Annotated in this window: 17 protein-coding genes; 14 read left to right on the forward strand and 3 right to left on the reverse strand. The window is 43.0% G+C overall.

Annotated features, from left to right (window positions below):
- The 3 genes from ACSLP7_RS00895 to ACSLP7_RS00905 form a co-directional block, all read left to right on the forward strand.
- A partial coding sequence (locus ACSLP7_RS00895) for a rhomboid family intramembrane serine protease (RefSeq protein ID WP_435577561.1) occupies nt 1–311 on the forward strand: 311 nt, incomplete at its 5' end.
- Nucleotides 308–688, forward strand: a complete 381-nt coding sequence (locus ACSLP7_RS00900) for an SIMPL domain-containing protein (RefSeq protein ID WP_435577562.1) — start codon at nt 308–310, stop codon at nt 686–688. The genes ACSLP7_RS00895 and ACSLP7_RS00900, both read left to right, overlap by 4 nt.
- Nucleotides 685–999 carry an SIMPL domain-containing protein gene (locus ACSLP7_RS00905; protein ID WP_435577563.1) on the forward strand — a complete coding sequence of 105 codons (315 nt, stop codon included), beginning with the start codon at nt 685–687 and terminating at the stop codon, nt 997–999. Before ACSLP7_RS00900 ends, ACSLP7_RS00905 begins: the two co-directional genes overlap by 4 nt.
- Here the strand turns inward: ACSLP7_RS00905 and ACSLP7_RS00910 are convergent.
- Nucleotides 996–2,111: a redoxin domain-containing protein gene (locus ACSLP7_RS00910; protein ID WP_435577564.1), complete on the reverse strand. Its 1,116-nt coding sequence runs from the start codon at nt 2,109–2,111 to the stop codon at nt 996–998. The genes ACSLP7_RS00905 and ACSLP7_RS00910 overlap by 4 nt on opposite strands.
- 122 nt (nt 2,112–2,233) lie before the next feature.
- Here ACSLP7_RS00910 and ACSLP7_RS00915 point away from each other — a divergent pair, with 122 nt between their 5' ends.
- Nucleotides 2,234–4,606 (forward strand): GAF domain-containing protein, encoded by a 2,373-nt coding sequence (locus tag ACSLP7_RS00915; RefSeq protein ID WP_435577565.1) that lies wholly within the window; start codon nt 2,234–2,236, stop codon nt 4,604–4,606.
- Here ACSLP7_RS00915 and ACSLP7_RS00920 read toward each other — a convergent pair.
- Nucleotides 4,603–5,811 carry a Pycsar system effector family protein gene (locus ACSLP7_RS00920; RefSeq protein ID WP_435577566.1) on the reverse strand — a complete coding sequence of 403 codons (1,209 nt, stop codon included), beginning with the start codon at nt 5,809–5,811 and terminating at the stop codon, nt 4,603–4,605. The two genes, ACSLP7_RS00915 and ACSLP7_RS00920, sit on opposite strands and share 4 nt — an antisense overlap.
- Nucleotides 5,812–5,855: 44 nt before the next feature.
- On the opposite strand from ACSLP7_RS00920, the gene ACSLP7_RS00925 reads away from it, so the two are divergent.
- Nucleotides 5,856–9,557: a metallophosphoesterase gene (locus ACSLP7_RS00925; protein ID WP_435577567.1), complete on the forward strand. Its 3,702-nt coding sequence runs from the start codon at nt 5,856–5,858 to the stop codon at nt 9,555–9,557.
- 3 nt (nt 9,558–9,560) lie between these two features.
- Here ACSLP7_RS00925 and ACSLP7_RS00930 read toward each other — a convergent pair whose 3' ends face one another.
- Nucleotides 9,561–10,400, reverse strand: coding sequence for a hypothetical protein (locus tag ACSLP7_RS00930; RefSeq protein ID WP_435577568.1), 840 nt, complete (start codon nt 10,398–10,400; stop codon nt 9,561–9,563).
- Nucleotides 10,401–10,576: 176 nt separating this feature from the next.
- Between ACSLP7_RS00930 and ACSLP7_RS00935 the strand changes: the two genes are divergently transcribed.
- From ACSLP7_RS00935 to ACSLP7_RS00975, 9 genes are read left to right on the forward strand one after another with little or no spacing between them, the layout of a single operon-like run.
- Nucleotides 10,577–12,988 carry an SLBB domain-containing protein gene (locus tag ACSLP7_RS00935; RefSeq protein ID WP_435577569.1) on the forward strand — a complete coding sequence of 804 codons (2,412 nt, stop codon included), beginning with the start codon at nt 10,577–10,579 and terminating at the stop codon, nt 12,986–12,988.
- A 6-nt stretch (nt 12,989–12,994) separates the two neighbouring features.
- On the forward strand, nt 12,995–14,074 hold the full coding sequence (locus ACSLP7_RS00940; RefSeq protein WP_435577570.1) for a Wzz/FepE/Etk N-terminal domain-containing protein: 1,080 nt from the start codon (nt 12,995–12,997) through the stop codon (nt 14,072–14,074).
- Between the two features lie 15 nt (nt 14,075–14,089).
- Nucleotides 14,090–14,884, forward strand: a complete 795-nt coding sequence (gene cysQ, locus ACSLP7_RS00945; RefSeq protein ID WP_435577571.1) for a 3'(2'),5'-bisphosphate nucleotidase CysQ — start codon at nt 14,090–14,092, stop codon at nt 14,882–14,884.
- A 2-nt stretch (nt 14,885–14,886) separates the two neighbouring features.
- Nucleotides 14,887–15,342, forward strand: coding sequence for a DUF2061 domain-containing protein (locus ACSLP7_RS00950; RefSeq protein ID WP_435577572.1), 456 nt, complete (start codon nt 14,887–14,889; stop codon nt 15,340–15,342).
- A gap of 2 nt (nt 15,343–15,344) precedes the next feature.
- Nucleotides 15,345–15,944: an adenylyl-sulfate kinase gene (gene cysC, locus ACSLP7_RS00955; RefSeq protein ID WP_435577573.1), complete on the forward strand. Its 600-nt coding sequence runs from the start codon at nt 15,345–15,347 to the stop codon at nt 15,942–15,944.
- Between the two features lies 1 nt (nt 15,945).
- A complete protein-coding gene (gene cysD, locus ACSLP7_RS00960; RefSeq protein ID WP_435577574.1) occupies nt 15,946–16,851 on the forward strand; it encodes a sulfate adenylyltransferase subunit CysD in 906 nt (301 codons plus the stop codon).
- 13 nt (nt 16,852–16,864) lie between these two features.
- The gene (gene cysN, locus ACSLP7_RS00965; RefSeq protein WP_435577575.1) at nt 16,865–18,121 is read left to right on the forward strand and encodes a sulfate adenylyltransferase subunit CysN; all 1,257 of its coding nucleotides are present in this window, start codon (nt 16,865–16,867) and stop codon (nt 18,119–18,121) included.
- A gap of 6 nt (nt 18,122–18,127) precedes the next feature.
- Nucleotides 18,128–19,345: an L-2-hydroxyglutarate oxidase gene (gene lhgO / locus ACSLP7_RS00970; RefSeq protein WP_435577576.1), complete on the forward strand. Its 1,218-nt coding sequence runs from the start codon at nt 18,128–18,130 to the stop codon at nt 19,343–19,345.
- 6 nt (nt 19,346–19,351) lie between these two features.
- Nucleotides 19,352–20,359 (forward strand): Gfo/Idh/MocA family protein, encoded by a 1,008-nt coding sequence (locus ACSLP7_RS00975; protein WP_435577577.1) that lies wholly within the window; start codon nt 19,352–19,354, stop codon nt 20,357–20,359.

Genomic DNA, 20,359 nt, shown 5'->3' on the forward strand with positions numbered 1-20,359 from the left:
CTAGTGGAGCGGTCTCTGGAGTGGTTTTTGCTTTTGTGTTATTGTATCCAGATCAAAACCTCTATCTGTTCTTTGCCTTGCCAATAAAGGCTTGGCTCTTTGGAATCCTCTATTTGGTTTATTCTATCTACGGCATGCGGAACCAATTGGGTAATATTGGTCACGACGCTCACTTTGGAGGGGCGGTTGCAGGTTATGCGCTAACATTATTATTTGAACCTTATCTGCTGGAAGCTCGGACAGAAATAGTTCTTCTTATGGCGGTTCCAATTGTGGCACTGTTTGTGCTTATCAAACAAAAACGAATATGAGAACACTTTTTTTATTTATCAGTCTAACTATTATGAGTATGAGCATGCATGCGCAAACAGAGGCCTTTCCGTCACGTGTTGATGTTACAGGAACCGGAGTGGTCAAGATCACACCAGATCAAGTTTTAATTAGCCTACGCGTGGAGAATACGGGGCAGGAAGCTGCTGCTGTCAAGAAGCAAAATGATCAAGTAGTTGCGGACGTGTTGCGCTTTTTGAAGGAATCGGACATCCCAGACACCGATGTGCAAACGGAATACATCAGACTCAATAAAAACTATAACTACAATTCCAAGACCTATAATTATCAGGCCAATCAAGCGATCAATGTCTTGCTCAAAGATCTGAGTAAGTATGAAGCTGTAATGAATGGTTGATCAGTTCTGGAGTCAATCGAATTGATAACATTAGTTTTGGGAGTTCAGAACGAATCAATCTAGAATCTGAAGCGCGTAAGAAAGCGGTACAAAACGCTCAGCAAAAAGCACGTGAATACGCGGGTGCTTTGGGCCAGGAAATAGGAAGAGCTGTAAAGATCAGTGAACAAACAGCAACGGTTATGCCTGCTGTAAACATGCGTTCATTTGCAGTAGCTGATGCTGCTGAAAGTGAACCGACAATTGCTCCGGGAGAATTGGAGATTCGTGTTAATGTGCAGGTAAGTTTTCTGCTTTTGGCAGACGACTAGTTGTCAAAAAGCTGAGCAAGTTTAGCTTCTAGCTGAGGCCCTCTGAGGTTCTTGGCAATGATCACTCCATTTTCATCCAACAGGAAAGATGCAGGAATTGCGTGGACGTTGTACATACGCGCAATAGGATCTTGCCAGAATTGCAGGTTAGAGATTTGCGGCCAAGGCAGTCCATCGTCAGCGATGGCTTTGATCCAACGAGCCTTCCCGTTAGGCTGATCTAAAGAAACTCCAATGATGTTGAAACCTTTGTCGTGGTAAGCTTCGTAGGCTTTAACCAGGTTTGGGTTTTCAACGCGACAAGGCTTGCACCAAGAGGCCCAAAAGTCAATAAGAGTAACTTTCCCTTTGACCTCCTTTAGAGAAACGATCTCTCCCGCAGGATTTGGCGCTTCAAACTTTGGAGCGATACCACCGATCTCCACGTTTTTCATGGCCTCCAAAGATTCTTTTACCGTCTTTCCGACAAGTGTGTTTAGCACCTCTGGGCTAGTATTTTCAACAATTTCACGAGCCTCATCCGCAGTGATGTCTTTCTTGTTGATCAATTCAGAAAGAATGATCATGGTAAAAAGAGAGTTTGGATTTTGTTGTACAAACTGCTTTTTGAAGGCGCGTTCTGCAGACATAAGCTCTTTGTTCTCCTCCTGCAGTATGTTGATCAAAATTCCATCCTGTTCTTGACGAGCTTGTTTGTATGCAGCCGCTTTCTCTTTTTTCAAAACCGCGTATTGACGCAGGGTTTGATTGTATTCTCCGTAAAGGTCATTGCTGCGACCACCCGTAGCTCTAGAAGCCTGCATACTGTCCTTATACATGGCGATCTTGATGTCTTGATTCTCATTGAAGACGATCATATTCTTACGGCCAACAGGTTCGGTGATCAATCGAAGCTCAGCTCCTTCCACAGATTCCAAGTCAATACTGACCTTTCCGCCTTGAACGATAAGGGTGTCCAAAATAACCGGTTGGTTATTCTCATCGATGCTCTGCCAATAGAGTTTGGTCCCTTCCTCAAAACCGAGGGCTGTACCTGTTAATTTCTTCTGTCCGCTATCGCCTCCACAGGCTGTTAAAATTGCGGCTATTGCCGTAACGAATAATAATCTCATACGTCTAAAGAATATAAAGGACAAAAATAGCGATTCGCAGCAATAAATTTTGTTAAGATTATATTATTGTATCTTTGCATAAGGAACCCTTAATTAGGCGTCTAAGTAATTGATTTCTAGGCATGAATCTGAGTGATGACAACTTTCCGTTAACCATAAAAATTGGCTTCGGAAAACTCTTTGAACACTACAAAGAGCATATAAATAGCACGGATCCGCTAGTACAAGAGCGCGCAAAAGCGGTACTTGAACTGGCCGATAAGCATCCGGAGCTGACCACTGGTTTAGAAACTCCAGAAGATGTGGAGCGTTTTAAGCCGCAGATCGACTTTATTCTAAGCGATCTGTTTTCTCCTGTTTTACAGCGAAATGAAATCAAGATTGCGACTATCCCATTTCGCAATTACGTCTTTAAATCGACCCAGCGTTTTGAGAGTATTCTCAAGAATGCAGAGGGTAATTACGATCTGAGTTTTACAGATTTTACTGCGGATGAATTCTATGTTATGAGTTGTAGCGTGATCCTAGGAGCACATTACGGCAAGCGCATGGACTTTCGACGTCCGTTCCATTTTGCGATTCCAGACACCAATCAAATTACAAGAAACTACCGCGTGCTTTACAACGGAGATTTCATTGAGATGAAACCTACCGAAAGAGCCTTGGAGCTCACTGAAGATGATATTGCGGAGCTTATAGATAATTACGACAATATTGATCTTTGGAAATCCAAGTTTCCTCCTCAAAGTTGGGAGTTCAACGGTTTTGTGATCGGAAATATGTACGATGCTACCGTGGATGTAGCCTTGTCTGATCTCAAAGCGACACTTTTGCGTCAAAACGATGAAAAGGTTGATGAGGACATCGAAGAGTTTCAAACCATTTTGCAGGCAATTTTCAACTTGCCAGATATCAAGATGGGCTTCGCGGTTTACAATGCTGAGGAACATCAGTTTGAACCCATTCCGCAGGGAAAGAACATCAATAGTTTTATCCTCAATGGTGAGATGAGCGCCTCTTGTGATAGCGCTTTATGCCCGTATTCTTACGAAGCATTGTTTGTCTCAAACGAATACTATTGCGTTTCTGATGTGGAGCGATTCCACAAGCTGTACCCGAAGAATCCACTTTACAAAAAATTACACGCTCAAAAGGCGGGAAGCGCCATTTTGGCGGCGGTACGTGATGAAGGGAAGGTACTAGGAGTGTTGGAATTAGTTTCTCCAAATCCGCAGGAACTCAATTCCATCAATGCCAATAAACTCAATGATATGATGCCGTATATCATTGACTCTGTGCGTAGCTCCAAGCGTAGAGAAGAGAACGAGATTGAACTGTTGATTCAGCATGAATGTACCTCGATTCACCCCAGCGTGCATTGGAAGTTTGTGCAGGAATCCAAGCGTGTGTTAGCCAAGCGCTACGCCGGAGAAGAGGTTGGATTTAGAGAGATTGTGTTTGAAAACGTGTACCCGCTCTTTGGGCAGATTGATATCAAAGGTTCTTCTGTGGCCAGAAATCACGCGATTCAAGCGGATTTGATTTTACAGTTAGCCGCGATAAAAGATGTGATCAAACTCGGGTTGGAGAAAGAACCCATGCCGATCTACGAACAATACATACATCGCATTGACAGCTATTTAGAGATCATACATAAGGATCTAAAGGTAGATAGCGAGCAAAAGATACGCTCGTTTATCAAAGACAATATCAAGCCGTTATTTGATCACTACAATAAATTGTCTCCAGAATTAGCCGCTGCAATAGCGGATTATCGAGGGCAGCTCGATCCAAATTTAAAGCTGATCTACAAGCACAGAAAAGATTACGACAACTCCATCACTTTGATCAATAAGAAGATGTCTGAGCTGTTGGATAAGAAGCAAGCCAAAGCGCAGGCCATGTATCCACACTACTTTGAACGCTTCAAAACCGATGGGGTAGAGCACAATATGTACATCGGGGAGTCCATTACCAAGCAAGACAGCTTCAACAAGGTGTATCTCTACAATTTGCGCCTGTGGCAATTACAGGTCATGTGTGAGATGGAGAATGCCTACTACAATATGAAGCCCAAACTTCCATTAGATCTGGATGTGGCCTCGATGATCTTAGTATTTAACTCGGCGCTTTCGGTTCGTTTTAGAATGGATGAAAAACGCTTTGACGTTGATGGAACCTACAATGCGCGTTATGAGGTAGTTAAAAAGCGCGTAGACAAAGCATATATCAAAGGTACCACCAAGCGTGTGACCAAAAAGGGCAAGATCACTATTGTGTATTCTCAACGCAGTGATGAGCAGGAATATTTGCGTTACATCAAGTTCTTGCAGTCCAAAAACGTTTTGAGTGATAATGTGGAGGTAGTAGAATTAGAAGACCTACAAGGTGTGACAGGTCTTAAGGCAATCCGCGTGGATGTGCTTTACAAGACCAAAAAGAACGACAAGCAGTTCTACACTTATGAAGATCTGATGAAAGAGATCAAGAATTAAGTTCCCATTGCTTCACGGATTCCCGCAGACCATTGAAACGCAATGGCAAAGGCGATCACAGAGACAATAATCCCCACAATGAATACCGTATAGGTCAGTCGAAGGATCTTGTATTTTCTGTCCAGGACAATTCCTAAGAAATAAAGATCCTTGGTCATGGCCGAATAGATGTAATCCTTGTCGTTGAGCATTTGATTGATCGCCCAATCAAATTCCTTGTATTCCATTTTGTGAAAGTTTCCGAAGAACAATAGATTTACGCGTTTTTGCTCTACATCTTCACGGGTGAATTTTCCGCGGGTCACATTAGGTCTTGTAGCCAATACCGATAGAATCATGGACGCTACACTGAAAATCACGAATACCACCGTGGGAACAATCAAATAGGCATTAGACGGATTGTCCAGCTTCGGAATCAAGTTAGACAGGGCTAATGAGATGATAATTGCGTTTACAGAAAGCAAGATGTTTGCCTTGGTGTCTGCAATATCGCTGAGTTTGATGTGATTTCGCAGCGTCACGCGATACATGGATTGAATGGCCTTTTCTGGGCTTTCGTCCTTGAGTTTCGCCTTGAGTTTGGCAAGCTTGGCCTTCTTTTTCTTTTCTTTTTGAGAGGCGCTTTCCTCTTTGAGCATTTTTAGGTTCAGCGCTTTTTGAGGCTCCCATTTTTCCTTGGCATACTCGGTGTACCATTCGTGCTTATTGGCAAACATATCGATATTCACCAGTGTCCATTTGCGGGTAGAATAATCTTGGATCTCCAAGTTTTTAAGCTCCTCTCTCAAGTATTCTGAGGCCTCCAGGTAATAATCTTTGGCAAAATGAGAAGCATCGGCATCTCTTATGATAAATTCCAACTCATCCTGAGGAGTGTATTCCATCTTGGTGGCATGGATACATCGCTTTACCGTATCAATCTGATCCTGAGGCACCTCTTGCGAAGCCAAATAATCTTGCGCCATATTCGCGCTGATCTCCTCATGTCCATCCCATTGCTCAATATACCCAACGTCATGGAGCAAGGCTGCCAGCTGAAGTGCCTCGGCATCTTTCTCACTAACGGAACTGTGTTCCAAAATTTCTTTTGTACTTTTAAATACGCGTTTGGTATGGAGTAGATTGTGGTAGACGATCTCGGGAGGAAGTTTCTCTTCTAATAGTTGTGAAACGTACTCGTGAGTATTTTGGATAAGGGAATTCATCTGTTCGATTATTACGCCAAATTACTAAATTATCATTACTTCTTATGTCGAAATTTAAACTCGTCCTTTCTTTGGCGCTTGCATTTATTGTTCTGAGTTGTGCTACCTACTCGACAAAGATCGCTGAAGATTCGACTTACACCCAACCCCCGTCGACAGCAAAAAAGACCCATTCCATATTTCTTTTAGGCGATGCTGGTTTTGCCAGTCAGGACCCTGATAAGTATTCCATTGACGGTTTTAAGGATATTCTGGAAGCAGAAGGTCAGGCTGATGATATTGCCATTTTTCTAGGTGATAATATCTATCCTAAAGGCCTTCCACCTAAAAATGACAAAACTTATGATGATGCCAAGGGGTATTTGGATGCTCAGGTTGCAGCGATAGCAAATTTCAAAGGAGCGGCTTATTTCATTCCTGGAAACCACGATTGGTACAGCCGCGGCCTGCCTGGATTGAAGCGTCAAGAAGAATACTTGGAAAAGGCCACCGATAATAATGAGGTCTTTCAGCCTGAGAAGGGTTGTCCCATCAGAACCAAAAGCATCAATGATGATCTGGAAATCATTTTTATTGATACCCAATGGTTCTTGGTGGATTGGGACAAGCACCCGACCATGAATGACGACTGCGATATCAAATCCCGCAATGACTTTTTCTTGGAGTTGGAAGGAGAACTCAAAAAGAACAATGAAAAGACCATTATAGTTGCCACCCACCATCCGGCCATTACCTACGGACCGCACGGAGGCTATTTTGCAGCACGCCAGCACTTGTTTCCGTCGGGCAGTAAGATACCACTACCGATCTTAGGTTCTTTTGTAGCATTGGCCCGTTCTCAGGGTGGAGTGACCAATCAAGATCGATACAACAAAAGATACGACGAGCTCATGGACCGCATTACCACGATGGTAACGGCGTCAGATCGCGCTGTGATTGTTTCCGGACATGAACACACGCTGCAATACATTGACTTGGACAATATCAAACAGATCGTATCGGGTGCAGGATCCAAAAGCAATCCGGTTGCCTTAGGGCCTGGTGCAGATTTTGTATCTAGTTCTCGAGGATTCGCGGTGCTTGATATTTATGACGACCGATCCAGTAAGGTTCGTTTCTATACTATGGATGGGCCAACGGCGACTTTGGTGCATTCTGCAGATGTACATCCAGCGGAAAAACCTTTTGATACGAGTGGTTTGCCGACTGACTTTGAAGATGAAACAGCAGCTAAAGCATACAAAGAAGGCACTGATAAAACCGATGGATACCGTTGGTTCTGGGGAGATCACTATCGTTATGTCTACGGCACAGATATAAAAGTTCCGGTGGTAACCCTGGATGAGTTTATGGGAGGCTTCACGATTGAAAGAAAAGGGGGGGGACACCAGACCCGATCGCTGCGTTTGATTGACGGACAAGGCCGTAACTTTGCATTACGTGCCGTAAAGAAAAGCGCAGTGCAATTCCTTCAAACAGTGGCTTTTAAGGATAATTACGTGGAAGAAGACTTTAAGGAAACCCTCACAGAAGATGTCCTCCTTGATTTCTATACTTCCAGTCATCCTTTTGCGAGTTTTACGGTAGGGCCGCTCTCTGATGCCATCGGATTATATCATACCAATCCACAGATGGTCTATATGCCAAAACATCCAGCATTGGGCAAGTATAACGAGGAGTTTGGAGATGAGCTTTACATTATTGAAGAGCGCCCGGATGATGGCTTTTTAGACGTAGCTTCTTTTGGGAATCCAGATGATATTGAGAGTACTTCAGATATGTTGGCCAATTTACGTGCCGATGAAAAATATCAAGTCGATGAGGCGAGTTATATCAAAGCGCGTTTGTTTGATATGTTGGTGGGAGATTGGGACCGTCACCAGGATCAATGGCGTTGGTCACGATTTGATATCTCAAAAGACCAAAAGGTCTATCGTCCCATTCCGCGTGATCGGGATCAGGTTTACTCCAATTATGACGGAGCTCTGTTAGACTTCTTAAAAGTGATCATTCCGTCCACGCGACAGTTTCAGGAGTTCGACTTTGAGCAAAAAGACATTAAATGGATCAACTCCGCAGGGATCAAATTAGACCGAGCACTCACTCAGGACAGTAATCTCAATGTTTGGCTGGAGCAGGCGGCTTACATACAACAACAAATGACCGATGAGGTCATAGAGCAAGCATTTTCTAGGCTTCCTCCGGAAGTTCAGGATGAAACTGCCGAGGACATCAAGGCAAAACTCAAAGCACGTATTCTGGACTTAGATGACTTAGCGCAACGCTACTATACTTATTTGAGCAAGTTGGTCATCATCACTGCCACTGACAAAGATGATCTGATCAATATTGAACGTGGCCGTGGGGAAACGAGAATCACCGTAAGCCGAATAAAAGACGGTGTGGCACAAGCGCCGTTCAAAACTAGAACAGTTAAGAGTTCAGAAACCAAAGAGGTTTGGATTTACGCCTTGGATGATGATGACAGAATTACCGCTAGTGGAGGTGGAAACAACCCGGTGTTTATTCGTGTGATTGGTGGACAGAATAACGATATCTATGATCTTGAGGATGGACGTCGCATAAAGATTTACGATCATGCCTCCAAGCCGAATACCATTGTAAATACCGGTGGTGCCGAGCTGCGTTTGAAAGATATCTATTCCAATAACGTATACGACTTTGACAAGTATATCAACCGCATCAATATGATTGTACCTACCATTGGATTTAATCCCGATGATGGTATCAAGATCGGTGCGACCAATACCTACACGGTTAAAGGATTCAAAAACGATCCTTATCACAGAAAGCATGTGGTGAGTGCAGGTTATTTCTTTGCCACTCAAGGTTTTGATTTGAAGTATCAAGGAAATTTTGCCAACACTTTTGGCAATTGGGATTTGGTTGCTGGTGCGCGATTTACCAGTGAGAATTTTGCTTTGAATTTCTTCGGATTCGGAAATGAAACGGACAACTTTGACGATGATCTTGGTTTGGATTTCAATCGAGTTAAAACGGGAATTCTTCAAGGGTCGATCGGTGTTCAGAAGATCGGTGATGCCGGGAGTAGTTTCGCAGTATCACTGCGCGCAGAGCGCATAGAGGTGGATCCGACTCCGGACAGATTCGTAACCCAGTTCTTTGATCCGAATGATCCAATACTCTCAGATTCAAAGACCTTTGGAACGCTGTTGTTCCACTATAACTATACCGGAGCAGATAACAGAGCTTACCCAACGCGTGGAATATTCTTCGACTTTTCAGCAGGAGCAACAGCCAACCTCAAAGAAAGTGATCGGAACTTTGCCTTTATCAAACCCTCTCTAGAGTTTTACAGTGCGCTAATTGGTGCACGTACTCTGGTGTTGCGCACTCAAATTCAAGGACAGTTTAACATTGGAGACAATTTTGAATTCTACCAAGGAGCGGTTTTAGGAGCCAATACGGGTCTTAGAGGCTATCGTCTACAGCGATTCACAGGGGAGAGCGCATTGGCCATGTCTGCAGATCTGCGCTTACAACTCACCAAATTCAAAACAGGCCTATTGCCTTTAAAGCTCGGTGTTTTTGGGGGTTATGACCTAGGACGTGTTTGGATAGACGGAGAAGACTCAAATACCTGGCACGATAGTGTTGGCGGTGGTCTGTTAGTAACTGCTGTAGATGCGATCTCTGGTCAGTTTGGGCTTTTCAATAGTGATGACGGCTTGCGATTTTCCTTCGGGTTTGGAATTTCACTGTAGACTCTAGGGTTTGAGCTGAAGCAGATATAACCACTGGCTACCTCCGTTTCGCTCTTCACTAATAAATACCTCTTGGCTGTTTTTAAAACACAGGCCTTCCTTCTGGGAATCATCTTCAAATTCGTAGCGCTCTAAGGTAATAGCATCTAATGCGTTAGGGTCAAAATCCGGAATTAGCCACAAGTTTTTATGGCTCAATAAGGCCAGTTGACCACTAGCTTGATGAAATGCCGCAGCGGTAATCTTACAGTTCTTTTCTTTACCACATAAGGGAATTGTGCCACAGAAGCGTGCAGTTTGCGTCCCGTTTTTTGCTGGCACTTCAAAAACTGCTGTTTGATCTTTGAATTTATTCCGAAAGGTTTTAGTGAATAGATAAAAGGATCCATTGCGATAGATCAAGGCTTCTACATCGTATTTGATCTTTCCTTTTTTTGTGGTGTAATCTTCAGGAAACTCAATGGTAGTGGTCAATACTGTTTGAGTGTCGTCAGCGTTAGGGAGCACACCATAGATTTTCAAGCTTTTTCGTGAAAAGTCGTTATTTCCAGTGTCGCTGATAAAAATTGTGCCCTTATCTCCAATGGCTAAATCTTCCCAATCTTCATTGTAGGTGTCCGGAGGAAACACCTTTTTGCTCACCCTGCCATTTTCTAAGTCGATGGCGTAGAGAACATCCCGATTACCGCTATCGTTGTGTGTCCATAGATGCGTTCCGTCATAGGCCAAACCGCTTGACTCACTTACCTCATTGGACAAAGGAGTGAGTCCTTTGAGTTGCCCGAAAATTGAAGTCGTTGTCAGAAGGAATACGAGCGCACAGATGTATTTGATAATTATCACAGGCCAAAGTTACGAAGAAGTATGCTTTTTAGTACTTTTTACAAGCGGAAGATGCCCTTGTTCATTTCTCCCAAAGACTTGCGGAAAAACTAGGGTTCTTGGCTATATTTTATATATTTGCGCAAGTTTTGAGGACTGGTTTTTTTAGTCCTTGAGAATATCAATTTATCGACCACATGATTACATCCAAGTTTGTGAAGCGAATATCCCTCCTAGTAGTATTTTTATTTGCGTTAGGGATTCAACAAACAACGGCCCAAGGCACAGTGTCTGGGGGCGATCTTAGAAACCTCACAGATTCCGAACTTCTGGAATACTGGGAGCAACTCCATGCTCAAGGCTACACCATTGATCAAGTTAAAGCAGTTGCGCGTGCTAGAGGTATCTCTGCGCAGCAAATCGCGGCCCTAGAGGAGCGTTTGTTGTTGTTGGACGGTCAGGCGGCTTCTGATGTTTACGACACCACTTCTAATCCGCTGACTTTAAGTACACCCGCAACGGCAACGGCAAACACTTGGGGAAGAGCGGTGGTTAAAGATTCACTTTTCGGATTTGATTTCTTTGCCAACGACAATATCTCCTTTGCACCAAATCAAAACCTAGCAACTCCGGAATCTTATGTTTTAGGACCTGGAGATGAGTTGGTGATAAGCGTTTGGGGAGCGGCAGAAAGTAATTATTTGGTTGAAGTTGACCGAGAAGGTGCCTTGCGCATTCCCAACATTGGACCCATCTATGTAAGTGGAATGGCCATCAAAGACGCCAAACTAAAAATAAGAAGCGCTCTTAAGCGGGTTTATGCAGGACTTACTGCTCCAGCAAGTAGCCCATACAGAGTGAACTTAGATATCGCTATATCCAATGTACGTACTGTTCAGGTTAACATTATCGGAGAAGTTAAAGTTCCAGGTAGTTATAGTTTGAGTGCCTTATCTACAGTACTCAATGCCCTTTATGCTAGCGGTGGACCAACACGAGAAGGAACTTTTAGAAACATTAAGCTTGTGCGTAATGGGGAAGATGTGGCCGTTTTTGACGTATACCAATACTTAGTTCGAGGCGCTCAGGACGGAAACCTTACCCTTCGTGATGGTGATGTGCTTTTAGTAGGACCTTACGAGACTCGCGTTACGGTTAGTGGTCCAGTAAAGCGACCTGGGATCTACGAGCTAAAAGAAAATGAAACCTTCGCAGATCTTTTTGTCTACACGAGTGGGTTCAGAAGTAATGCTTATAAAGATTTAATTGTTTTAGAGCGTATAGAAAATGATCGCCGCAGAGTGGTGGAGATCCCACTTTCTGAAATGCGCAATGCTCAACCCAAGGATGGCGACCGCATACGTGTTCAAGGAATCATCAATAAATTTGAAAACGCCGTTAGTATTGAAGGCGCTGTATACCGACCAGGAACTTATGAGTTTCAAAATGGCTTGACCTTGAAAGGTTTAATTGAAAAGGCAAGCGGTGTTAATGAAACGGCCTTTATGGGACGCGGTATTTTGATCAGTACCACAGATGGTGTTAAGAAAACTTCACGTTCCTTTTCTGTTGCAGAGGTGATCAATGGACAAAACGATATTAATTTACAACCCAATGATGAGGTTCGTATCTACAATAAGTACAGTCTAACCGAACAGCAAACCTTAACGATAAACGGTGCTGTCAATAACCCAGAAACTTACCCCTTCATTGAGAATCTGACGGTAGAGGATCTCATTCTAATAGCTGGTGGATTGCGCGCTGGAGCTAATCCAATGGTTATTGATGTTTACAGAAGAATCAATGACGACAGTTTTGAAACCTTGACAGAGAGCTTCTCAGTGAGTGCGGACGAAACTTTGAGTCAAAGCACCGGAGGATTCGTATTACAACCTTTTGATCGAGTAGCGGTTCGATATATGCAGGGGTACGGAGATTACAAAACAGTACAAATTGGCGGAGAGGTAATTCGTCCAGGCTCTTATTCCTTGGCTCAGAAAGACGAGCGTATTTCAGATCTAGTAGACCGTTCAGGCGGTGTATCTCCTTACGCCTTTGTGGAAGGAGCTTATTTGATCAGAAAGAATCCTTACTACAATGAAGAGATTCAAAATTCCGTACGCGTAGATCTACAAGACAGTACTGCAACGAATCTAGACTTGCGTAACCGCAGTGAATTCAAAGTAGGTATAGATCTTCAAAAGATATTGAGCACGGACGGGAGAGGCTCTAAATACGACCTGATCTTAGAAAACGGAGATGAGCTTTTCATTCCATCCACCAAACAAACCATTAAAGTAGAAGGAGAGGTGCTTTCTCCGAGTATGGTTCGCTTTGATGAAAACTTTACCCTCTTGGATTATATAAACCGTTCGGGTGGTTTTTCAACCAATGCAAAGCAAGGCAAAGTCTATGTGGTCTACGCCAACGGAGACATTGCATCAACCAAGCGATTCCTGTTCTTTAGATCATTCCCAAAATTGAAACCGGGTGCGATAATTCTAGTTCCAGCAAAACCAGATAGACGCCCATTAACGGTACAAGAAGGAGTTGGTATCACAACAGGTTTAGTGACCGTGGGACTTTTAATTGATAGACTTCTAAGATAAGCGATCATGGGTAGCATCAATTTATTTGAACTTTTAGGATTAATCTGGGAGAAAAGACGCTTTGTGATCAAGGTCATGATAATCTTTTTGATATTCGGTGCTGTCATCGCTGTTTTTTCGCCAAAACAGTTTGTGTCGCAGACCGTAATTCTACCTCAGATCAGTGGTAGCCAAGGACTGGGTAAAAAGTTGGGTGGTTTTGCAAAACTTGTTGGACTGAATCTCGATGATAATGGGAAGAATGAAATATTTCCAACCCTGTATCCTATTATTGCCTCAAGCATTCCCTTTCAAAAGGAAATTCTGAATGCTCCGATCAAGAATGAGGAAACTGGTGATATGATTCCACTGACGGAGTACCTGAAGAGCATCGATCTAAAGGAGCCTACGGATTACGTGAAGGAGTACACGGTAGGACTGCCGGGAAAATTCATTGGTATTTTTAGAAGTAAGGAAGAAAAGACGTATCAACTTCCAGATACAAGCATTATAAGCCTAACCAGGGCAGAAAAAGCGCAGATTGCCTATCTAGACAATCACATTAAAGTAGCTTTTAACGATTTAGAAGGTTTTGTTGAGATATCCTCAACTTTACCCAATGCAGCTGTCTCTGCGCAATTAGCCAAACACGTACAAGTGCTGTTGCAAGAGTATATTATTGATTTCAATATCTCTAAAGCACAGGAAGAACTGGAATACTTAACCAAAAGGTATGAAGAGGCTCGCGAGATCTATGAAGAAAAACGCAGCCGTTTGGGACAGTTTCGCGATCGAAATAAAAACTATATCAGTTCCATTAGCGAAAATCGTTACGAACAGCTAAAGACTGAGAATGACTTGGCTTTTAATGTATATTCCCAGCTTGCGAATCAGTTGGAATCTGCTAAACTCCAAGTCAAAAGAGACACCCCTGTATTTACCATTTTAAAGCCGGTTGCAATCCCCTTAGAGCCAGCCGGTCCTAGTAAAGTTGGAATAATCATTATGTACCTGTTTTTAGGTCTTGTGCTTGGAACTGCAGTGGTTTTGGCACGTAAGTTTATTCCTGAGTTCAAAGAACTAATCACCAATACTAAGGCTGAATAATAGCCACTTATCGAAATGAATAAAAACCTGACTACCGCGATTCAAGCGGCTTTAGATGCTGGGCAAGTCATCATGGAAGTCTACGAGGCACCATTTGATGTAGAAATCAAAGACGATAATTCCCCATTGACCATAGCAGATAAGAAGGCCAACGATGTCATCAATAGCTATCTTATTCCCACGGAGATTCCAATAATCAGCGAGGAAAACAAGCAGCTGGATTACAGTCAACGCAAACAATGGGAGCAATGTTGGATAGTTGACCCACTTGATGGGACTAAAGAATTTATCAAACGCAATGGAGAGTTTACCGTAAACATTGCTTTGACCCACCTGGGGGTACCCAAATTAGGGGTAATTTATGCGCCTTACACGCGTGAACTTTATTTTGCACAAACGGACCTTGAGAAGGCTTGGAAAGTCAATATGCCGGATTCATATGAATCTTTGGAATCGTTATTGGAATCGGCATATTTGATCCAACCCAAAGCTGATGACAGGCAAATGCGGATTGTTGGTTCTCGATCACATTTGAACGATGAGACCAAAGAATATATCGAGGCATTAGCCACCGCTAAAGAGAAAGAGATTGTCTCTAAAGGAAGCTCTTTGAAGTTTTGTTTGGTCGCAGAAGGTAAGGCTGATGTTTATCCTAGATTTGCTCCGACTATGGAATGGGACACTGCCGCTGGGCAAGCCATTTGTGAAGCTGTAGGCGTGCATGTGGTTGCATTGCCTTCAAACAGTCCGATGCGCTACAACAAGGAGAATCTTTTGAATCCTTGGTTTTTGGTGAGTAAGGAACTCTAGTCATGACGCATTACAAGCAAGAATCGCATTACCGCAGCCTGATCAAAGGGATATCGTGGCGTGTTGTCGCTACGGCAGATACCATTTTGGTGGTTTTGTTAGTTACTTGTTTGGCAGATGAGTGCAGTCTTGCGGACGGTTTAAAGATTGGCTTTATAGAATTCTTTTTAAAACTGGGAATCTATTATGTTCATGAGCGCATTTGGCAAAAGATACTTTTCGGGCAACGCATCACTAAAAAGCGCACCCTATTTAAAACTTTGTCTTGGCGCCTTGTTGCCACAACAACGACCTTTATTATTGCAGGAGCTGTACTTAATGAGTTCGATGAAATTGCGCTTTATATTGCATTGACAGAGTTATTTACCAAATTTGTTTTGTATTATTTCCACGAACGCCTGTGGTTAAAACTACCCTTGGGTCGTGTTCGTAACTATCTCAAAAAATTAAATAAATAGGCATGCAAGAAAATGTAATTCCTCATGAGTTTGGAATCAACAAATCCCATCGGGAGTCCTTAAAAGGGCACAAGGGGTTTTTGATTTGGTTTACAGGGCTTTCAGGCTCTGGGAAATCCACTGTGGCAAATGCCGTAGAGGAGGCCCTTTATAATCAAGGGGTGCACACCTATACCCTAGACGGGGATAACATCAGAAAAGGGATCAATAGTGACCTCACTTTTGCCCCAGAGGACAGGACAGAGAACATCCGTAGAATCGCCGAGATTGCAAACCTTTTTGTAGATGCGGGAACCGTTGTTTTGGCAGCCTTTGTTTCTCCCTATAAAAAGGATCGAGAAATGGTCAAAAGTGTGGTTAAAGATTTTAACTTTGTCGAAGTTTTTGTAGACACTCCAATTGAGGAGTGTGAACGCCGAGATGTTAAGGGTCTTTACGCCAAAGCACGTCAAGGTTTGATCAAAGATTTTACAGGTGTGAATGCACCCTATGAAGCTCCGGAAAATCCGGATTTGCGTATTGACACCACGCTAACCGATATTAATGAATCTGCTGCGCTTGTTTTGCAAGCGGTAGCGTCGAAGTTAGAATTGAACAATTAGCATGAGCAAATATTATTTAAACTACCTGGACGAATTAGAATCCGAAGCAATCTACATCCTTAGAGAGGTTTGGGCGCAATTTCAAAATCCTGTAATCTTATTTTCAGGAGGAAAAGATTCTATCGTGGTTACTCATTTAGCCAAAAAAGCATTTTTCCCAGCAAAGATTCCATTTCCGTTAATGCACGTGGATACGGGACATAACTTCCCGGAGACCATTGCCTTTAGGGATTCCTTAGTGAAGGAACTGGGCGCCCAACTTTTAGTTGGTTCTGTTCAAGAATCTATTGATCAGGGTCGTGTTGCAGAAGAACGCGGTAAAAATGCAACGAGAAACGCCTTGCAGATTACTACGCTTTTGGATGCTATTGAAAGCAACAAAGTAGATTGTGCCATTGGTGGAGGTCGCCGAGATGAAGAAAAGGCTCGCGCAAAAGAACGTTTCTTCTCTCATCGTGATGATTTTGGTCAGTGGGATCCTAAAAACCAACGTCCAGAATTATGGAATATCCTTAACGGCCGCCACTTTGAGGGAGAGCACTTTAGAGCTTTTCCAATCAGTAACTGGACAGAAATGGACGTTTGGAACTACATCCAAAGAGAAAATATTCAAATTCCATCCTTGTACTTTGCTCACGAACGTGAAGTAGTTTGGAGAAGTAATTCTTGGATTCCGGTTTCTGAATTCTTGAAATTGGATGAGGGTGAAAAGATCGAGAAGAAAAAGATTCGTTTTAGAACCCTTGGGGATATTACAATTACTGGAGGTATCGAATCCGATGCAGACACTGTAGAAAAAATCGCCATGGAAGTTTCTGCCATGAAACAAACAGAACGCGGTAACCGCTCCGATGATAAACGAAGTGAAACCGCCATGGAAGATCGTAAACGTCAAGGATACTTTTAATTAGAAAGAACTTATGGAAATCAGCAACAATCAACTGCTAAGATTTACAACCGCCGGAAGTGTAGATGATGGTAAAAGTACCTTAATCGGACGACTGCTCTACGACAGTAAGGCTATATTTGAAGACCAATTAGAGGCGGTGAGCAACACCAGCAAGCGCAAAGGACATGAAGGTGTTGATTTGGCTCTATTTACTGACGGTCTTCGCGATGAACGAGAGCAAGGGATCACCATAGACGTGGCCTACCGTTATTTTACCACGCCAAAGCGTAAATTCATCATTGCAGATACTCCTGGGCATATTCAGTATACCCGAAACATGGTGACTGGTGCATCCACCGCGAATGCGGCTTTAATTCTCATTGATGCAAGACACGGAGTAATTGAACAGACTAAAAGACACACATTTATAGCTTCTTTATTACAAATCCCTCACGTGATCGTTTGTGTGAACAAGATGGATCTTGTTGAATATAAAGAAGAGACCTTTACTAAGATCATCAGTCAGTTTGAGGAATTCTCATCTAAACTATTGGTAAAAGACATTCGATTTATCCCAATCAGTGCCTTAGATGGTGACAATGTGGTGAATCGCAGTAAGAATATGGATTGGTACAAAGGAGCGCCATTGCTTCACGTATTGGAGAATATGCATATTTCTAGTGATCTTAACAAGATCGATGCTAGATTCCCAGTACAAACAGTAATCCGTCCGCAACGCGAAGGATTTATTGATTATCGTGGCTATGCAGGCCGTATGGCAAGTGGGATTCTTCGTCCGGGTGATGAGGTTACCGTGATGCCTTCTGGATTTACTTCTACTGTTAAAAGTATCAATACTTTGGATGGGGAAGTTGAAGAAGCTTTCGCACCGATGTCAGTGACTGTGAACCTCACTGATGATGTAGATGTGAGTCGTGGAGATATGATCGTAAAGACGAACAACAAGCCTGAGGCCAAACAAGAGTTTGACGCGATGATCTGCTGGTTGCACAACAATCCAGCGAGACCGCGTACCAAGTATACCTTGATGCACACCTCTAACGAGCCTAAGGCAATGATCAAGAACGTGCTCTACAAGATCGACATCAACACTTACAATCGCGAAGAAGAAGATAAGGAGCTTAAAATGAACGATATTGGGCGTATTACCGTACGCACCACACGTCCAATTATGTTGGATGAGTATCGTGACAATCGCGTGACGGGTAGCTTTGTTTTGATCGACGATGCAACGCATGAGACCGTTGCAGCGGGAATGATATTGTAATACACCTTGAGCCTGCAAACGGAAAATACAGAATATGATCTGCTGGTCATAGGAGCTGGAATCGTAGGTTTGGCTTCTGCGTATACTTTTTTGCAGAAGTACCCCAATAAAAAGGTCCTAGTTCTGGAAAAAGAACAGGCAGTGGGTAGACACCAATCTGGGAATAACAGTGGTGTCATTCACAGTGGGGTTTATTACAAACCGGGAAGTAGCAAGGCTATTAATTGCCGTAAAGGATATAAGCTGCTGTTGGAGTTTGCCCGAGAGCACAACATTAAGCATGAGGTCTGCGGAAAGATCATTGTAGCGGTCAAAGAAGACGAATTGCCCTTATTGGAAACCATCTTTGAGCGCGGTGTTGAAAATGGTCTAGAAGACCTACGTTTTTTAAATGCTGATGAGATTCGAGAGATTGAGCCTCATGTTCAAGGAATAAAAGCGATACACGTTCCACAAGCGGGAATCATCGATTACCCAGGCATGTGTATTAAGTTGGAAGAATTGATCGGTAAGCAAGGTGGAAGTTTACTCTTTGGTCAAGAAGTACAGCGCATTACACCAGCTGCGGATCGAGTAACTGTAAAAACGAAACAGGCTAGCTTTTATGCTTCCAAGGTGGTTTCTTGCGCAGGATTGTTTTCAGATCGTGTTTCCAACATGACCAGTGAAAAGGAAGATCTGCGTATCATTCCGTTTCGCGGAGAGTACTATAAATTAAAACCGGAAAGTCAAGGACTGGTCAAACATTTGATCTATCCGGTGCCAGACCCGAATTTCCCGTTCTTAGGTGTACATTTCACACGCATGATAGAAGGAGGGATAGAGGCAGGGCCTAATGCAGTTCTTGCTTTTAAAAGAGAAGGATATAAGTTTTTTGACGTCAATCTAAAGGACCTTATGGCAACCTTGCGTTGGCCAGGTTTTTGGAAGATCGTTGGGAAATACGGAAAGACAGGTACCAAAGAAATGTACCGATCCCTTTCCAAAAGACAATTCACCAAAGCACTCCAGGGCTTGATCCCTGAGGTAAAAATGAGCGATCTAGAGCCAGGTGGTGCTGGAGTACGGGCACAAGCTTGTGATCGCGACGGTAAGTTGCTGGATGATTTTGATATTCAGCGTCAGGGCAATGTGATGCATGTAAGAAATGCTCCATCTCCTGCGGCAACTTCTTCATTGGCTATTGGAGATTATATTATTAATGAACTAATTAGTGAAAAATAAAGGATAATGGAGGAATTAAGATTTGGTTTAGTAGGATGCGGACGAATCGCCAACAGACATGCCGAACACATTTCCAACAACGGAAAACTGGTAGCGGTTTGTGATATTGTTGAAGAAAAGGCTGATACCCTTGGATCGAAGTATGATGCTAAGGTTTACTATACAATCGAAGAGTTAATCGAGAATCACAAAGATGATATCGATGTTTTGGCTATTTGTTCTCCTAACGGATTGCACGCTCAGCACTCTATCCAAGGCTTGAAAGGTGGTTATCATGTATTGTGTGAAAAGCCAATGGCTATCAATGTCCACGATTGTGGAGAGATGATAAAAACTGCGGAAGCCATGAACAAGCGACTCTTCGCTATTAAACAGAATCGTTTTAATCCACCTGTAGCAGAGGTAAAGAAGCTGATAGATCAAGGTATCCTTGGAAAGATTTACAGTGTGCAATTGAGCTGTTTCTGGAACCGCAACTTTGATTACTACAAAAACTCTTGGAAAGGTACCAAAGACCTTGATGGAGGAACTTTATATACCCAATTCAGTCACTTTGTGGACTTGTTGTATTGGATGATTGGTGATGTAAAATCTGCCAAAGGGATGTCCAATAATTTTGCTCACCAAGGCGTCATTGAATTCGAAGACACTGGAGTAGTTGCTTTGGAATTCTACAACGGAGCTCTGGGCACGATCAATTATACCGTAAACAGCTACGGACAAAACATGGAAGGATCCCTAACCATTTTTGCAGAGAAAGGTACTGTTAAGATCGGTGGGCAGTATCTCAATGAAATGGAATACCAAAACATTGAGGGATATAAGATCGAAAACCTTCCAAAAGGTAATTCTGCCAACAATTACGGGAAGTACACAGGGTCTATGTCCAACCACGATAGAGTTTATGAAAACCTAGTTGACGTGCTTAAACACGGAAAATCTATCAACACGAGCTCTTTTGAAGGGCTAAAAACTGTGGAGATCATTGATAAGATCTACCGCTCATTTGAGTAA

The sequence above is a fragment of the Gilvibacter sp. genome (genome assembly GCF_965601605.1).
In the GTDB taxonomy this organism is placed as follows: domain Bacteria; phylum Bacteroidota; class Bacteroidia; order Flavobacteriales; family Flavobacteriaceae; genus Gilvibacter.

Excerpts from the sequence above, each read along its gene's own strand:
- cysD (WP_435577574.1), top strand. The coding sequence starts at position 15,946 with ATGAGCAAATATTATTTAAACTACCTGGACGAATTAGAATCCGAAGCA.
- ACSLP7_RS00940 (WP_435577570.1), top strand. The coding sequence starts at position 12,995 with ATGGGTAGCATCAATTTATTTGAACTTTTAGGATTAATCTGGGAGAAA.
- ACSLP7_RS00920 (WP_435577566.1), bottom strand. The coding sequence starts at position 5,811 with ATGAATTCCCTTATCCAAAATACTCACGAGTACGTTTCACAACTATTA.
- cysC (WP_435577573.1), top strand. The coding sequence starts at position 15,345 with ATGCAAGAAAATGTAATTCCTCATGAGTTTGGAATCAACAAATCCCAT.
- ACSLP7_RS00900 (WP_435577562.1), top strand. The coding sequence starts at position 308 with ATGAGAACACTTTTTTTATTTATCAGTCTAACTATTATGAGTATGAGC.
- cysN (WP_435577575.1), top strand. The coding sequence starts at position 16,865 with ATGGAAATCAGCAACAATCAACTGCTAAGATTTACAACCGCCGGAAGT.
- ACSLP7_RS00925 (WP_435577567.1), top strand. The coding sequence starts at position 5,856 with ATGTCGAAATTTAAACTCGTCCTTTCTTTGGCGCTTGCATTTATTGTT.
- ACSLP7_RS00910 (WP_435577564.1), bottom strand. The coding sequence starts at position 2,111 with ATGAGATTATTATTCGTTACGGCAATAGCCGCAATTTTAACAGCCTGT.
- ACSLP7_RS00935 (WP_435577569.1), top strand. The coding sequence starts at position 10,577 with ATGATTACATCCAAGTTTGTGAAGCGAATATCCCTCCTAGTAGTATTT.
- ACSLP7_RS00915 (WP_435577565.1), top strand. The coding sequence starts at position 2,234 with ATGAATCTGAGTGATGACAACTTTCCGTTAACCATAAAAATTGGCTTC.
- ACSLP7_RS00975 (WP_435577577.1), top strand. The coding sequence starts at position 19,352 with ATGGAGGAATTAAGATTTGGTTTAGTAGGATGCGGACGAATCGCCAAC.
- ACSLP7_RS00950 (WP_435577572.1), top strand. The coding sequence starts at position 14,887 with ATGACGCATTACAAGCAAGAATCGCATTACCGCAGCCTGATCAAAGGG.
- cysQ (WP_435577571.1), top strand. The coding sequence starts at position 14,090 with ATGAATAAAAACCTGACTACCGCGATTCAAGCGGCTTTAGATGCTGGG.